A 13,646-nucleotide genomic window follows, 5' to 3' on the forward strand; every position below is an offset into this window, starting at 1 on the left:
AGATATTCCCGCATCCTGTCCCGTGACTCGCACCCGCTCCCCGGGTCCCACCGGCGTGAGGGTTATGCCGGCGGCGGCACGGAGTGATCGTATGACCGACGCGCGCCTCGAACCGCGTGCCTACGACCCCCTCCCGCTGGGTGCCGTGAAACCGCGCGGGTGGCTCGAACGACAGCTCGCGATCCAGGCCGACGGGCTGACCGGCCATCTGGAGGAGTGCTGGCCCGACGTTGCCGACAACCAGTGGCTCGGCGGCGAACGAGACGGGTGGGAGCGCGGCCCTTACTACGTCGACGGCCTCCTGCCGCTCGCATACCTCCTCGACGACCCCGACCTGATCGAGCGAGCGGAGACGTGGGTCGAGGCCTTTCTCGCGAGTCAGAACGAGAACGGTTGGATCGGCCCGGCCGAACAGGCCCGCGACCAAGGGTACGAGTACGACCCGTGGCCGCGGTTCGTTGTCTGCAAAGTCCTCGCGCAGTACCACGAGGCAACCGGCGACGAGCGCGCCGTTGAGGCCATGCTGTTGTTCTGTGACTGGCTCGCCGACGCGCTCGAAGACCGACCACTGGAGCGGTGGGGACGCTATCGGTGGGCCGATCTGGCAGTGAGCCTCTACTGGCTCTACGACCGGACCGGTGACGAGCGACTTCTCGACCTCGTCTCGACGGCCGCCGAGCAGGGATACGACTGGGGCGACCACTTCGCGGACCTCGGTGGGTATCTCGAACCGTACGAGTGGCCGGACGACGGGGAGACGGACCTCTCGGCGCACGTCGTCAACAACGCGATGGGCCTCAAGGAGCCCGCCGTCCGCGCTCGCCTGCGCGCCCTCGAGGGTGACGGGGCGGCCGCCGCACGCGGGATCAAAACGCTCGACAGGTTTCACGGGCAAGCCACAGGCCTCTTCTCCGGTGACGAGTACTACGGCGGGAAACACCCCTCGCGCGGGACTGAGCTCTGCGGCGTCGTCGAGTACATGTACTCGCTCGAAGTGCTCGCGTCGATCACCGGCGACCCACGCCACGGCGACCGGCTCGAACGGCTCGCGTACAACGCCCTCCCGGCGACGTTCACGTCCGACATGTGGGCCCACCAGTATGACCAGCAGGCGAACCAGGTGATCTGCAACGTCGCCGAGAAGGATTGGTTCAACGGCCCCGACGCCAACGTCTTCGGGCTGGCACCGAATTTCGGCTGCTGCACGGCAAACATGCACCAGGGCTGGCCGAAGCTCGCTTCGCACCTGTGGATGCGCGACGGCGGTGGTAGCGACGACCGCGACGAGAGCGACGAGCTCGCGATCGTCGCCTACGCCCCCTGCGCGGTGACGACCGAACTCGACGGGGAGGACGTAACGGTCGTCGAGGACACCGACTACCCGTTCGAGGACTCGGTGGCGTTCACCGTCGAGACGGACGTTCCGGCGACGTTCGCGCTCTCGCTCCGGATTCCCGAGTGGGTCGAGGCGGCAACGATCGAACGCCCGGGCGGCGACCGCGAGACCGTCGACGCGACGGGATCGTATCACCGGATCGAACGGACGTGGGAAGACGGGGACACGCTCGAGATACGGTTCGAGTCGCCGGTGCGTGTCGAGCGGCGCTATCACGGTGCAGTGAGCGTCCATCGCGGACCGCTGACGTTCGCCTACCCCATCGAGGCGTCACGGAAACAGATCGCTGGCGAACGACCGCACGCCGACTGGGAGCTGTACCCGGACGAGCCGTGGAACTACGGGCTGGAACTTGAATCGATGGATTCGGTCTCCGACGGGGCGTCGGCGCTCGCCGCGTCGTTCGACGACCCCGGCGAGCGGCCGTTCTCGCCCGAGGGCGCGCCCGTCGAACTCGATGTGACCGGCCGGCTCGTCCCCGAGTGGGGCCTCGACGACGAGTTCGCGTGGGCCGAGTCGATCCCGAACGGCATCGTCCGGTCCGACAAGCCCGCCGAATCGCTCACGCTGGTGCCGTACGGCTGTACGAACCTCCGGGTCGCCGAGTTCCCCCTGCTCGATTGAGCCAACGCCCGGCGAATCGAACGCCGCTCTCACCGCAGGTAAACTATAAGAAACGTCACAGATGGTATATCCGGGCTAGCGTTAAACTCGGAGACAGGTGAACGAAACGGACGGCTACTGTCGGGCACACACCGCGAAACGCGGTGGCTGTCCCGACTGACCTTGCCATGACTCACCCCTTCAGTCGGCCACCGGCTCCGGCTCGTTCGCCTCTCAACCTGGCCGCTTGAGAGGAACTCTCGCTCGCACGATCAGGCACTTGTTGTACCGCGATTGTCTCCAATCGGAGGCGCCAGGGAAACAACTATTTCCTTACCGCCGACCACGTCGGCGTATGGCCGACCTCTACAAGCACTAGCGGGTCAACGACGGGACCGCGACCGTCCGCCTCGATGCCGAGACACGGGCCGGCGCGCCGGTCGAACCGAAGCTCTACGGGAAGTTCGCCGAACACCTCGCGTGGAACGTCGACCACGGGATGGACATGCAGCTGCTGTACAACCCCACGTTCGGTCGGTGGCGGTTCAGGGCCGACAACCCCACGTCGGACGAGGGCTTCATCGGATCGATGGCCCCCAACGGGAGGCAGCGATGATCGAGGAAGACGCCAACCAACGGGGCTATCCCGGGACGGATCGTCTCGAAGCGGCCGTCGCCGACGGGCTGTCGTTCTGGTGGCTGCGCCGCAGCGACCAGTCGGACGTGACAGTGAGCCCCGACGTCGGTGAGCACAGGCAGCGCGCACACGGTGGACGCGACAAAGCGCGGTGGGGCACACGAAAATAAAACAGGTACAGTGAAGACCCGGAGTTCTTTGCCTGACCTCTCCGTGAAAGGGCGTAAACACTCCCACTTGAAGGCGAAATACGCCAGAACAGTGTCCTCGGCGGAAAGTGGGCTCGATGCCTGTTGAAAACGCCCAGGATCGCTGAGTAAACGATCCGGTAGCCTCGAAGCCGTTTGATCAGGATGTATTACTATGATTTAGTCGATATTTTTGAATTCCTCGACCTGCTTCTGGATCGCCACCTCCGTCGGGAGCCGTTCCACGCTTGAAGCACCGAAAAAGCCATGGACCCCCGTCGTCTTCTTCATTGAGTAAGCGATGTCTTCGGGTTCTGCGAGGGCGCCTCCGTGCGAGATGACGAAGATATCCCTATCCAGAGCGTCAGCCTCGTCCACAGCCGCATTGCGGATCTCCTGAATCCGCTCCGAGGCTGTGTCGAGGCCCGACACCTCCTCATTCCCGATGTCGCCACCACGGGTCAGACCGAGGTGAGCGACGATTACGTCGCCACCAGCTCGGACCATCTTTCGGGCCTGCTCCTTGTCGAAAACGTACGGCGCAGTCAGCAATCCTTGGTCGCTGGCCAATTCGATCATTTTGATTTCTTCGTCATATCCCATACCGAGATCTTCGAGTTCTTCACCGAACTTCCCGTCGATAAGACCGTGCGTCGGGAAGTTCTGTACGCCCGAGAATCCGAGACGCTCGATCTCGTCGAGGAAGACATCCATTTCGCGGAACGGGTCGGTTCCATGGACACCCGCAAGCACTGGTGTATCTTCAATAACGGGAATGACTTCACCTGCCATCTCCGTCACGATCTCGTTAGCGTCGCCGTAGGCGAGTAGCCCAGCGTGAGAACCGCGGCCCGCCATCCGATACCTCCCAGAGTTGTAGATGATTATAAGGTCGGTCCCGCCCCGTTCAGCAAACTTCGCCGAGATACCGGTTCCGGCACCGGACCCAATTATTGGGTCTCCCGCATCGACCGTCTCCTGGAGCTTTGCCATTACCTCCTTGCGGCTGAATTTCATACTCATGCTAACTTAATTTCATTCTCGAACCGCCGTCTTATATCTCTTTACAGGCGTCCGCACGGCTGTGTCACGCAGCCCGACCGTTATTCTAACATCAGTTAACCGAAGTACTCTGTGGAAGGACACTCGGGTTCAGTGGCCTCTATTCGGTTCTCTGTCGCCTTCTGAGGTTCAGGAACGCCGTCCCGGTAGAAGTTTCTCAGCTAGGTCATTCCCGGGGCAATGAAGATGTCACAACCGGTGAACGACGTCAGCGTCGAGATCGGTAACCGAATGGTTTCCCACCAGGACTCGTCGTCCGGGGCATGCTGTTTCGTCAGAAACCTCCGATTTCAATACGTCACGCACGGAAATCGAATTCCGTCGAACGTATATTCAAAGAGGTAAAACGGCGAACCGAACAGTTCACAAATCATTTCCGACACGCCTCATCCGAATCGCCGAAACATGGCTGCAAACCTTCGCGTTCGCGTGGAACCAGCTAATCTGAACAATGTCAATAAAACCGGTACAGAGATAATAACTCAGAATCGGTCGTCGAAAGTCACGATTGGTGATTTTCTACGAGCTTTTTCACGCACGAACCGATCCAGTTCAGATTACTCCGGAGAACGGGGGATGGCTCGTCCCCGCCGACGTCCATTTCTAGCGCTTTATGACGAGTGAATCACAGCTCTTCGAGACGCTTAACGACCCGAATCGGATAGCCTTCCGGGTGGAGCTCCCTGACGGGAAATCAACAGCGTTTGCGACGACTGGACGGACCGACGTTGCAGTCGGCGAGCGATACTGGAATTCCTACGACGGCGAACTATACCGCGTCACGATCGTCGACGACACGACGGTTGAAGCAGTCCTCGAATTCGGCTGTGGGGATATCCCCCGATCAGTCTCCTTCGACTGTGAGTGGTTTACTCCAGACGGTAACTCGCTCCACCACATCGCTCCGCAGACCGAGTAACCGCCATCACTCTATCGGCTCACCAGTATGTCAGCACTTGCTTTCCCCGTTCGCGACGGTTCGGAACCAGCACCTCTTGACCATTCCTCGCTGGCCAGCAACAAACCAACCGAACTCGCATCGACGATCCGCGCCGGCGACCACATCTTCGAGCGAACCGTTATCGATTCTCGAAATCGGTTCCCCATTCCCGAGGTGAAGGCTGTTTACCGACGTCGCGTCATCACTAACGTTGAGCTCACTCGGGAAGGACGTTCATTGTCTGTCAACTTCCAAGAACGGCTCCCTGCCGATGAGTCGATGGTCGTAGCGCTCCATTCGAGTGATCCCGAGTGGCGTACATACCCGCCAGCGGGAATGCCGGATTTCCCACGACTGGGCGTCGAACCTGATGAAAAACCGGACTGGAGGGTCTCACATTGGGAACCCGACCGTGTCACGCCGCCACCTCTCGAGGACGTCACCGACCTCACAGTCCACCGCGTTTGTGGACGAGGGAGTCGGCGACTCGTCAATCACCTTCTTATCGGTGGTCCGGACGGCCGCATCGACCATCGCCTCGGCGGTGTCGCGAAATGGAAGGCCGGATTCATCGCTACCCAAGAGGGGCATCCGTACTCAGTGGCGGTGCTCGCGCAGCCGTACACGTACAGCTACGACGGGGCTCGTGAAGAGCTGTACGTTACACGGCTTGCGAATCACCCGAATCGCCCACCGAATACGTCGAGTTGGATGCTTGCGCGTCTTCGAGACTGGGTACGTGAGCATACCGAGCGAGAGCGGCTCATCGCGATCGCCGGCGTCGACGACAACACTGGCGTCTGCTACCAAGCCGCTGGGTTCGAACTCGATCGGATCAAAACCGTCTCGAGTACTGATTGGGAGAACCGTGAAGGACGTACTGTGCCCCGTCGCGACGAGTGGACGAAACGAAGGTACATCTCATCAGTATAACATCTAATTAGTCAGGCGAACCGTTTCAGCGAGGATTTAGAGATATCTCCGAATCGAGTATCCTCCATTACGATATCAAGGATAGCCTCAGGATTGTGGAGTAACCGATGAGAGTTGTGGCGGCCACCGCCTTTTCCCATATTTACCTCCTTAGTTTCGATTACCTGGCTGAGCTGCATCTCATCAAGAATATCCCGGAACCGCCGTATCCCAATCGTGTCCATATCTATCGCGTTAGTGATCTGCTGGTACGCATCGTAGAGTTCACCTGTGATGATGTAATCATCACGCGAGTAAAGTGACTTAGCAGCGATCGAGAGACAAGCTGCTTTCATTTGAGTGGGGGTACCCTGGAGGAAGTCGCGGAATCGATCCTTTTCAAGTGCGTCTTGGGCTCTTCGCACGTGGTCTTCTTCGACCATGTCAGCTCCCTCACGATCGGCTAGCTCTCCTGCGGTCCTGAATAACCGCATTGCTTTCCGTGCATCCCCGTGTTCCTGGGCTGAGAAAGCCGCGACAAGAGGAATGACCTCATCAGTAAGAACACCATCACGAAATGCGTCATCACGCCCGCGAAGAATCTCTTGAATTTGATTTGCGTTATATGGGTCGAAGTTGAGTTCTTGGGTCTGGAAGGCACTCTTGGTGCGTGGGTTCAGCTCGTCGAAGAAGTTGATTTGATTGCTTCGCTCTTCTGTAGGAGATTGTTGATACTGCTGAGCTGTCGCTGTCGTGTCGAAGAGGACAAGGACACCGCGTCAGCGGTGTCCGACACGGATGATTCCGCTAGATGTGTTTGGGTCGGAATCGGTCGCAGCGGACCTGTTACAGCAGGTTCGCTGGCGTGACGGCGTTTCCTGTCCTCGCTGCTGTTCTGACCGAACGGTCAGAAACGGCAGCTACGGGCACTTTCAGCGGTATCTCTGTAAGGATTGCGGCCGCACGTTCAACGATAAGACCGGCACGATCTTCGCTCACTCGAAGATTGCGCTCCACAAGTGGCTGTTTTCGATCTACGCGTTTTTGCGGTTTAACACGAGTCTCAGGCAGTTACAGTGCGAAATCGAGGTCACCTACAAAACGATTCACAGGCGTGTCGAGCGCTTCGCTGAAGCGCTCGACGCGCCGTCACTCGATCTCCGTGGCCCGGTTGAAATTGACGAGTTCTACGTCTCTGTCGGCTTGAAAGGCCGCGAGCGCGACCGCTGGTCGCGCTCTCGCGGCCTCTCTCGACGCGGACGCGGAACGTATGATCAAGACAAACCGCCTGTGTTCGTCCTCGTGGATCGTGGCACCGAGCAACGGTACGTTGTGCCAGCGAAATCCGCAGACGAATCGACGATCCGACTCCTGCTGGCTGACCGCCAGCAGGAGCCTCTCACGGTCTATACCGATGGATTCTGCGCGTACGATCCGCTTGAAGAAGATGAGCAATTCGACCGCGAATACGTCGTTCACGGAGACGGTGAATACGCCGACGAGACGGTCCACGTGAACACCTGCGAGAGCCACGCGTCGCTGGCGCGACGGTGGCTCTCGCCGCATCGAGGCATCTCAAAAGATCGCCTCACACAGTATCTCCGAGCGTTCCAACTCAGACGAGAACTCTACCGCAAACCCGGACGAAAAGCGCTCAAACACGCCGTCAAAGCCACTCTCTGAAATCAACAATGTGCTACACAAGAGCGTATTCAATAAGAGCAGTGATCTGGATAATTCGCCTGCCTCCGTTACATCTCTATTCTGTAGTGAGTGGTTCTGGAGGGCTGAGATACGGATGTGCCAACCGTTCTATGACCCTCTAGGTTGTCGGCGTCCAAATCCCCCGCTGGACGGCCTGCCAGCCGTAGTTGAGTACGCCAATGAGGCCGATGACCACGAACACCGCCGGAATGAACGTGAGGTCGTCTGTGATGATCACGATCGTTCCCCAGACTGCAAACGCGGCTGCCTGCAGGAGATGATAGGCGATCGACTCTCCGAAGGGCTTCACACCGTGTAAGGCGACGGCGAAGGCCAAGAGGACAGTCGCGATAAGGGCAGCTGGAGCAGGCTGATAATAGTCCAGTCCAACAAGTGCGACGGCCACGATAGCGACACCGATGCCGAGGCCGACCCCGAGCGGGGAGATGGATTCGATCTGGGAGGGCATACTGAGAACGTCCGCTTGTGGCTTCTAAAACCTATCCGAGGATTTCGGGCCAGCCAGGGACCAGTGCCTCTGTTGATATCACGTTCCCCAGACGTTATTTTGGCGCAATAGCCCTTAGGCAGTCCTCTGTCTTGCTCGTGGTCGAACTGGGACAGTACTACCAGGAATCCCGAATTTCGTGTTATGGCCTGTCTGTAAACGAGTTCAATCAGCTATGATTGGCCAGCCACCCGCCGACGAGGCCGCCGAGAAAGCCGCCAAGCGCACCGGTGCCGATCATCATCACACCGGCGAGTGTCATAACCAAGGTCGCTACGACAGTCGACGACCACGATGTCGCAAAACTATGCCAGGTCCGAACCATCGCGGGAAATATCCAGATGTATCCCGGCAATCCGCCGAGGATTCCGGCACCGATAGCTGCCTTTCTCGCATTGGCCGCGTCTCGTTTTGCGAGAAACCCAGCGATGAGTCCACCGAAGAATACCATGTTGATTGAAAAGTAATGCCCCATTCCCGATAGCCAGTAGTCACCAATAACCAGTGGAATCGAAATGAGGCCACCAAGTAGGGCGTACTTCCACGTATGATTATTTCGGAGGACGTGGTGGGTGCCGATAGACATAATTATCTCCAGAGGATGCAACGCAGGTGAATACGTCGCATTGTTTGGTCCATCTGGCTATAGTTGGTGAGGTCGCGAGAGTACCGTCGATAGTCCGCCGCAGTCAGTGTCACGACTCGGGGAAGACACTTGCTGGGTTGCGGTCGGCGAACGGGCCGACACGACGATCCTCGGTCGCGTACTCGTAGAGTGCGGTGCGCGCGACCATGCCGAGGACCTGTGCTGTGATGATCGCCGCGACGACGCAAAGCAGGCCAAGGCCCCCGACGATCCATGCAACGATCCCGTGCAGACCGAGGTAGGCAGCCACCAAGAGGAAGATGCCGACGAGTGCACCCGGGAGGACGACCAGCGAGACGCCCAGCGAGGCACTCACGCTCTCGCCCCAGGTCTCCTTGAATGCGCTCCCACTTTCACGGAGAATGGTGCGCAGATCTGCCGTGTCCTCAACGACGATGACGGGGACCACGAAGAAGGTCAGGAGGCCCCACGCGAGGTCGAAGACGAGGCGCGCAGCACTCCCGAGGAAGCCGAACTTGTCGTCGAGGATGTAGAGTACGGTCCCGAGGGTGGCGGACGTGAGCGCCCACATCGCGACTGCACGGCGCGAGCGCCATGCCGCGCGGAGCCCGTCCTGGACGGTTGGCGTTCCACCGTCGAAGTATTGGAACGCGCAGTGGGCAACGGCGACGTTGAAGAACGCGCCGAGACTCGAGGTGAGCGCGAGGCCGACGAATATCGCGGCGTACGTGATGAGGTCGTTCGTGAAGATCGATGCAACGAGACCGTAGTGGAGGGCGACACCGGCCGCGATTGCGAAGCCACTCCCGACGAGCAGGAGACTGCATAGCGGGAGGACTGCGAGACGGGGGTTCGCCCGGAAGACGTCGAGGCTTCCGTCGACGACGTCAAGCCCACGACTGAACTTCCCGGACATACGGCAGTCTCGTTACTGAGTTGTGATAAGTCTTCGTCTACCGCTTGTTGGGGGGTTTCAGAGATTAATGGCTACTGATAGATCGACATGCTGGTTCGGTATACGACAAGATATGCAGTCACATAGGCGGCACCCCAAACAATTGCTTGTGGTAGACGGTTACTCCCGGAGATGGTCACGTCCAGTGCGAGGACACTCACCATCCCGATGATTCCCCATCCGATCTCCGACGCGATCAGGACGAACGCAAAATCACCTAACCGACCGAGCGACCAGTCACCAGCAACGACAGGATACGCACCGCCGAACGCCAGCATACCGACGATCAGATTCACTGTTGCATCTGCAACCGGGGAGCCGAGGACGGTATTGCTCAGCGACAGTACTGGATACCAGACGATCGTAAAGCCCAGAACTGCCAACAACAGGTCGTAGGTCGCTGAGAGCCAGGAGCCGATCCCCCGTTCGGCAGTCGCCATACTCGTCCTTCGTAGTGGCCGTATGAGATGTTTGTGGTCGAGCAGCACTGCGGAATCGAATTCGAGTGACGCAATTCTTTAGGGAGGATCTGCTGTCACTCGCGGTCGTGTTAAGTTAAGCATGATTCCACCAGACGGCGTGAGCTTGGAGCCATGTTTCGGCAGTCGGCGGTTCGACGTGGCTGAAACAGTTTGAGAACGAAGATGTTCGACGTTCCACCTCACGAAAGACACGTTCAACCGCATTTCGATGGCCGTGTTGCTGAACGCGGTAGCTGAGACCTTCTTTGCGGAGTCCGCCGATCAGGTCGTCGGCGTCATCGACGAGAAACATGGCGTCTTCGACGGCATGTTTCTCGGTGAGTTCGGTGAGAAACTCCCGAGCGATTGCGATCGTATACGTCGGAAACAGCCGTGCGTGGAGGATTCTGTTCGTTTCTGGGTCGACGGCGGCGTACAGCCAGTACTGCTCGTCGTTGATCCGGATCGCCTTCTGATCGACCGCAACGCGATCCGGGCTTTCACCAGCAGCTGGCTGTAGATCGGCTTTCTGAACCCAATTGTGAACCGCTGTCCGACTGCGTTTGACACCCAAGTCCTCAAGTAACACAACTGTATTCGAAAGTGATAGTCCTGCAAGGTGGTGACGAATACCCTTTTCAACGATCGGGCAGGGTGTCCGCTCTCGCTCCACAAAATCCAAGTCGATCCATCCAGTAGACTCGCTGAGGCGGTTGGATTCGGGCATAGATCATTCGAATCTCTAACCGCCTCATCCTTAACTTAACACCGCGGTCACTCGCTCCGTCAAGATACTATTTACGGGGGTAACTGGAGTCAGAACGTGTTTTTGAGTTCAGCAAGTGTATATATGATGGCGACCGCTCCGAATAGTATACCAATCGAACCCAGGAGCTGATTTCGAGGAACGACAGTCGTCTGGGACACGACGAGCAGCGCCATTAAGATCACGTGGAGGGCAAGCAAGCGGTCAGTACGGTCAGACATACATCATCCTTCTATCAACATCATATGAGCGTTTGGTACCTCAATTGTCTGTATCGGAAGTTCCACTTGCTGCTCTAGTAAGGACACTGTGGCGGGAACTACTGTTCGTTTGCGAGCCACGTTTATGATACAGAGGTGATGATATACGGTATGGAACGTAACTGGCTCCGACAGAGTGTCCTCCCGTTCTTACTGCTCGCGTATCCACTCACGTTCCTTTTCTTTCAGGGCGGCCAGTACTGCCAGCCGTTGTGCTTCAAGCCGACCGCAGTGGGCGTAGCCACGTTGTTTGGTGTCCTCCTCACAGTACTGCTGGTCGCGGGTGGTCTCAGAACGCGCTTCAGATTCGATGAGCGAGGAGAAACGCACCGGATCGTCCGCTGGCTTGGGTCTCCTCCACGTCTTGCTGGCGGCATACTCGTAGGGGTGTTCGTCGGGTTTGTTGGCTTCGTAGCGCTTGATGCGCTCTCGCTCTACGAAGCGGTTTGGAAGCCAATCGTTCTCCCCCTCAGTTTCCTGCTGTTTTTCCCGGTGTGGGTGCTCTATATGGCGTCGTTCCCACTCGCTGTCCTGTTCTCAATAGCTGGCATCGAATCGTCTCCGCTCGTGACGCTTGTATTTCGAGGCGTCGTTGTGTTCATCGGGTTCCCCCTGTCCGCCGTGGTTCAGACGTTGATCGTCTCAGCGTTAGTTGACCAACGCTAACTGTGTATCCCTGCAGCCTCGCTTAGAAAAATCGCCCGGCTGCGATAAATCCACCAATGGAGGCGATAGCGACAACGAGGGCGCCGAGAAATACAACGAGATCACGATTCGACTCGGGGGCGAGTGCGAGCGCGCCGCCGAGCAATACGAGCCCCCCGATCGCAGGAATCGCGGCTAATTGGACACCTGCCACAGCATGGAGGGCGGCGAGCGCGAGGAGGGAGATGGCGAAAACGACACTCAGCGCGCTGCCTGTGTACCTGGCGGCGGTTGCAACTGCCATACTCAACACCGGGAGGAGAGTACTAAAATAGTACTGGTGGGCCCACCCTCCGGTACTGAACGCTTGGTGCACGCGCTCTATCTAACAACTGGTTCGCTGAATATTATATGAAAATAGTTCCTTGAGGGAAGTTCTATGACACGCTTGTAAGAAGAGAACTCAATGAGAGTCAGGTGCCTGACTGCTGTCTGTTAGGAGGTTTAGGGTGTGTAGTGGGCGTCAATAGGTTCCGTCCCGCTATCCAATGATGAACTCGGGAGCGAAGATGATGAGAGCAAGTAGACACACCAACACGAGAATCGCTAGTACACGTAAACCACCGGCTATCCGACGTCGATCCTTCGGAAGCGCTTCGGCAATACCGGACAACGCAGACCCAACCAGCAGAAAGAGCGCAAAGCGTGGGACAGACTCGTCGAGAAACCAAGCGGTTAGGTAGAGACCGACAAAGGCGAGTGCCCCAGCGAACATCACTACTGCATGGCGGCGACCAGACGGCTCACTGAACAGCACCCTTCTGATGTTGGAGGGAGTCACGCGGATACGTTTATCGCAGCGGTATTGAAAATCTTACTGGTCCAAGGGGTCTCAGCGGAACGTTGTCGGACCGAGCACTCATCCAACCTGTCGGCAGGATAGACGCACTGTACTTGTGGCGAAGGTATCGAAATCGTCAATGACGGGGAGTTTCAACAGAAGCGTGTCCTCCCGTTATGCCCTCCACTCGCAGACAAGCCCTCCAGATCGGCGGTACAACGATTCTGTCAGCACTCGCCGGCTGTGCGACAGCAAATCCATTCGGTTCGAAGAAATCGCCGTCCGAGTACACACTCACCGTCGAACCTATCGACGTCTCCCCAGTCGAACACGCACTCTACGAACCCGATAATGGGGCGCTGTTCGGGACGCCCGCTCGAAATGCTCTCGATGACATTCTCCCGGATGGCCGCCACACGACGTACGGGTACAAGCCGCTCCCGAGCGACGCCTACGTGACCCACGACGGGTCGTACTACCAGACGAAACACGTCGTCACTGGACGCACACAGATGGAACGCCAACTGGTCCGTGTCGACCCGGTCCCCAAAGAGCAGGTGCCAGCTGACGCCGTTCTGATTGACACGCTCGAACGGCCGAGCGCGCGCGTACTCAAGATTCTTCACAGCTACACGCAGACCGACGGCGAGACGAGCACGGCCGAGTTGCTCCGCGGGGACGCCTACGTCTTGCGCCGGCCGGCAGAACGCGAGAGTCAGCTCGCAGCCGGTGATCTCGACGGCCGCGTCGTGACGATGACCGAGAGCGGCACGTGGGCCTACCGGGTCCACGTGACCCGCAAACAAATCGTCGAGACGGCGTACACGGCGTTGGCGATCAAGGTCGCCGACTCGCGGCCGCAGTTCCGCGAGGTCGTCTTTGGCTCGCGGATCGATACCGAACTCGCCCCTGCAGAACTACCGGAGGCGGCACGGGAACTCCTCAGCGAGGCGGTCGCACAGGAGACGTACACGGAAACAGCGCCGATCTCGGACGCGTTCGATACGGTACTCGAAGCTCTGGGACTCGGTGCGGTCGACACGGCGGCGAACGGGAAACTGCTCTGGTATGACGAGGAGTTCTATCGGTACGGTCTCTACATCAATCCCCCCTCATCGTAGCTCGAGAAGCTGTCCAACAGACAATACTTTTCTGGGTGCG

The 13,646-nt window shown here is 58.5% G+C and carries 17 protein-coding genes and 1 pseudogene; 8 read left to right on the forward strand and 10 right to left on the reverse strand.

Annotated features, from left to right (window positions below; all coding sequences use genetic code 11):
- Nucleotides 1-91: 91 nt before the first annotated feature.
- Complete coding sequence (locus tag HZS55_RS14665; RefSeq protein ID WP_179908341.1) at nt 92-2,020, forward strand: beta-L-arabinofuranosidase domain-containing protein; 1,929 nt, start codon at nt 92-94, stop codon at nt 2,018-2,020.
- 304 nt (nt 2,021-2,324) lie between these two features.
- Here the strand turns inward: HZS55_RS14665 and HZS55_RS14670 are convergent, their stop codons facing one another.
- Nucleotides 2,325-2,495, reverse strand: coding sequence for a hypothetical protein (locus HZS55_RS14670; protein ID WP_179908342.1), 171 nt, complete (start codon nt 2,493-2,495; stop codon nt 2,325-2,327).
- A gap of 116 nt (nt 2,496-2,611) precedes the next feature.
- Here HZS55_RS14670 and HZS55_RS14675 point away from each other — a divergent pair, with 116 nt between their 5' ends.
- A complete protein-coding gene (locus HZS55_RS14675; protein WP_179908343.1) occupies nt 2,612-2,806 on the forward strand; it encodes a hypothetical protein in 195 nt (64 codons plus the stop codon).
- Nucleotides 2,807-3,004: 198 nt separating this feature from the next.
- On the opposite strand, the gene HZS55_RS14680 is transcribed toward HZS55_RS14675, so the two are convergent.
- The gene (locus HZS55_RS14680; RefSeq protein ID WP_179911885.1) at nt 3,005-3,841 is read right to left on the reverse strand and encodes a phosphoenolpyruvate hydrolase family protein; all 837 of its coding nucleotides are present in this window, start codon (nt 3,839-3,841) and stop codon (nt 3,005-3,007) included.
- Nucleotides 3,842-4,153: 312 nt separating this feature from the next.
- On the opposite strand from HZS55_RS14680, the pseudogene HZS55_RS14685 reads away from it, so the two are divergent.
- The 3 genes and pseudogenes from HZS55_RS14685 to HZS55_RS14695 all read left to right on the forward strand — a co-directional run.
- A pseudogene (locus HZS55_RS14685) lies at nt 4,154-4,334 on the forward strand (IS6 family transposase); the annotation flags it as partial.
- Nucleotides 4,335-4,499: 165 nt separating this feature from the next.
- On the forward strand, nt 4,500-4,805 hold the full coding sequence (locus HZS55_RS14690; RefSeq protein WP_179908344.1) for a hypothetical protein: 306 nt from the start codon (nt 4,500-4,502) through the stop codon (nt 4,803-4,805).
- A 27-nt stretch (nt 4,806-4,832) separates the two neighbouring features.
- Entirely contained in the window at nt 4,833-5,759 is a 927-nt protein-coding gene (locus HZS55_RS14695) for a hypothetical protein (protein ID WP_179908345.1), read from the forward strand.
- An 11-nt stretch (nt 5,760-5,770) separates the two neighbouring features.
- Here the strand turns inward: HZS55_RS14695 and HZS55_RS14700 are convergent, their stop codons facing one another.
- Entirely contained in the window at nt 5,771-6,436 is a 666-nt protein-coding gene (locus tag HZS55_RS14700; protein ID WP_179911886.1) for a Cdc6/Cdc18 family protein, read from the reverse strand.
- 100 nt (nt 6,437-6,536) lie between these two features.
- On the opposite strand from HZS55_RS14700, the gene HZS55_RS14705 reads away from it, so the two are divergent.
- Nucleotides 6,537-7,421 (forward strand): IS1595 family transposase, encoded by an 885-nt coding sequence (locus tag HZS55_RS14705; RefSeq protein WP_179908346.1) that lies wholly within the window; start codon nt 6,537-6,539, stop codon nt 7,419-7,421.
- A 139-nt stretch (nt 7,422-7,560) separates the two neighbouring features.
- Here the strand turns inward: HZS55_RS14705 and HZS55_RS14710 are convergent, their stop codons facing one another.
- The 6 genes from HZS55_RS14710 to HZS55_RS14735 form a co-directional block, all read right to left on the reverse strand.
- A complete protein-coding gene (locus HZS55_RS14710; RefSeq protein ID WP_008523596.1) occupies nt 7,561-7,911 on the reverse strand; it encodes a hypothetical protein in 351 nt (116 codons plus the stop codon).
- Between the two features lie 208 nt (nt 7,912-8,119).
- Nucleotides 8,120-8,536, reverse strand: coding sequence for a DUF5518 domain-containing protein (locus tag HZS55_RS14715; protein ID WP_179908347.1), 417 nt, complete (start codon nt 8,534-8,536; stop codon nt 8,120-8,122).
- Between the two features lie 109 nt (nt 8,537-8,645).
- Nucleotides 8,646-9,473 (reverse strand): DUF6159 family protein, encoded by an 828-nt coding sequence (locus HZS55_RS14720; RefSeq protein ID WP_179908348.1) that lies wholly within the window; start codon nt 9,471-9,473, stop codon nt 8,646-8,648.
- A gap of 71 nt (nt 9,474-9,544) precedes the next feature.
- Nucleotides 9,545-9,952 carry a hypothetical protein gene (locus HZS55_RS14725; RefSeq protein WP_179908349.1) on the reverse strand — a complete coding sequence of 136 codons (408 nt, stop codon included), beginning with the start codon at nt 9,950-9,952 and terminating at the stop codon, nt 9,545-9,547.
- Between the two features lie 115 nt (nt 9,953-10,067).
- Complete coding sequence (locus HZS55_RS14730; protein ID WP_179908350.1) at nt 10,068-10,700, reverse strand: IS6 family transposase; 633 nt, start codon at nt 10,698-10,700, stop codon at nt 10,068-10,070.
- A gap of 89 nt (nt 10,701-10,789) precedes the next feature.
- Nucleotides 10,790-10,960: a hypothetical protein gene (locus HZS55_RS14735; RefSeq protein ID WP_179908351.1), complete on the reverse strand. Its 171-nt coding sequence runs from the start codon at nt 10,958-10,960 to the stop codon at nt 10,790-10,792.
- Between the two features lie 150 nt (nt 10,961-11,110).
- Between HZS55_RS14735 and HZS55_RS14740 the strand changes: the two genes are divergently transcribed.
- Nucleotides 11,111-11,665 carry a hypothetical protein gene (locus HZS55_RS14740; RefSeq protein WP_179908352.1) on the forward strand — a complete coding sequence of 185 codons (555 nt, stop codon included), beginning with the start codon at nt 11,111-11,113 and terminating at the stop codon, nt 11,663-11,665.
- 22 nt (nt 11,666-11,687) lie between these two features.
- Here the strand turns inward: HZS55_RS14740 and HZS55_RS14745 are convergent, their stop codons facing one another.
- The gene (locus HZS55_RS14745) at nt 11,688-11,948 is read right to left on the reverse strand and encodes a hypothetical protein (RefSeq protein ID WP_179908353.1); all 261 of its coding nucleotides are present in this window, start codon (nt 11,946-11,948) and stop codon (nt 11,688-11,690) included.
- A 1,049-nt stretch (nt 11,949-12,997) separates the two neighbouring features.
- On the opposite strand from HZS55_RS14745, the gene HZS55_RS22430 reads away from it, so the two are divergent.
- Nucleotides 12,998-13,606: a hypothetical protein gene (locus tag HZS55_RS22430; RefSeq protein ID WP_218927229.1), complete on the forward strand. Its 609-nt coding sequence runs from the start codon at nt 12,998-13,000 to the stop codon at nt 13,604-13,606.
- The last annotated feature ends 40 nt before the right edge of the window (nt 13,607-13,646 follow it).

Origin of the sequence: Halosimplex rubrum (assembly GCF_013415885.1) — an archaeon.
Lineage (GTDB): Archaea > Halobacteriota > Halobacteria > Halobacteriales > Haloarculaceae > Halosimplex > Halosimplex rubrum.

What these genes read in the sequence shown, in the direction of transcription:
- HZS55_RS14665 (WP_179908341.1), top strand. Translation starts at nt 92, where the DNA reads ATGACCGACGCGCGCCTCGAACCGCGTGCCTACGACCCCCTCCCGCTG.
- HZS55_RS22430 (WP_218927229.1), top strand. Translation starts at nt 12,998, where the DNA reads ATGGAACGCCAACTGGTCCGTGTCGACCCGGTCCCCAAAGAGCAGGTG.
- HZS55_RS14705 (WP_179908346.1), top strand. Translation starts at nt 6,537, where the DNA reads ATGATTCCGCTAGATGTGTTTGGGTCGGAATCGGTCGCAGCGGACCTG.
- HZS55_RS14735 (WP_179908351.1), bottom strand. Translation starts at nt 10,960, where the DNA reads ATGTCTGACCGTACTGACCGCTTGCTTGCCCTCCACGTGATCTTAATG.
- HZS55_RS14720 (WP_179908348.1), bottom strand. Translation starts at nt 9,473, where the DNA reads ATGTCCGGGAAGTTCAGTCGTGGGCTTGACGTCGTCGACGGAAGCCTC.
- HZS55_RS14740 (WP_179908352.1), top strand. Translation starts at nt 11,111, where the DNA reads ATGGAACGTAACTGGCTCCGACAGAGTGTCCTCCCGTTCTTACTGCTC.
- HZS55_RS14680 (WP_179911885.1), bottom strand. Translation starts at nt 3,841, where the DNA reads ATGAAATTCAGCCGCAAGGAGGTAATGGCAAAGCTCCAGGAGACGGTC.
- HZS55_RS14695 (WP_179908345.1), top strand. Translation starts at nt 4,833, where the DNA reads ATGTCAGCACTTGCTTTCCCCGTTCGCGACGGTTCGGAACCAGCACCT.
- HZS55_RS14675 (WP_179908343.1), top strand. Translation starts at nt 2,612, where the DNA reads ATGATCGAGGAAGACGCCAACCAACGGGGCTATCCCGGGACGGATCGT.
- HZS55_RS14745 (WP_179908353.1), bottom strand. Translation starts at nt 11,948, where the DNA reads ATGGCAGTTGCAACCGCCGCCAGGTACACAGGCAGCGCGCTGAGTGTC.
- HZS55_RS14730 (WP_179908350.1), bottom strand. Translation starts at nt 10,700, where the DNA reads ATGCCCGAATCCAACCGCCTCAGCGAGTCTACTGGATGGATCGACTTG.
- HZS55_RS14690 (WP_179908344.1), top strand. Translation starts at nt 4,500, where the DNA reads ATGACGAGTGAATCACAGCTCTTCGAGACGCTTAACGACCCGAATCGG.
- HZS55_RS14710 (WP_008523596.1), bottom strand. Translation starts at nt 7,911, where the DNA reads ATGCCCTCCCAGATCGAATCCATCTCCCCGCTCGGGGTCGGCCTCGGC.
- HZS55_RS14725 (WP_179908349.1), bottom strand. Translation starts at nt 9,952, where the DNA reads ATGGCGACTGCCGAACGGGGGATCGGCTCCTGGCTCTCAGCGACCTAC.
- HZS55_RS14715 (WP_179908347.1), bottom strand. Translation starts at nt 8,536, where the DNA reads ATGTCTATCGGCACCCACCACGTCCTCCGAAATAATCATACGTGGAAG.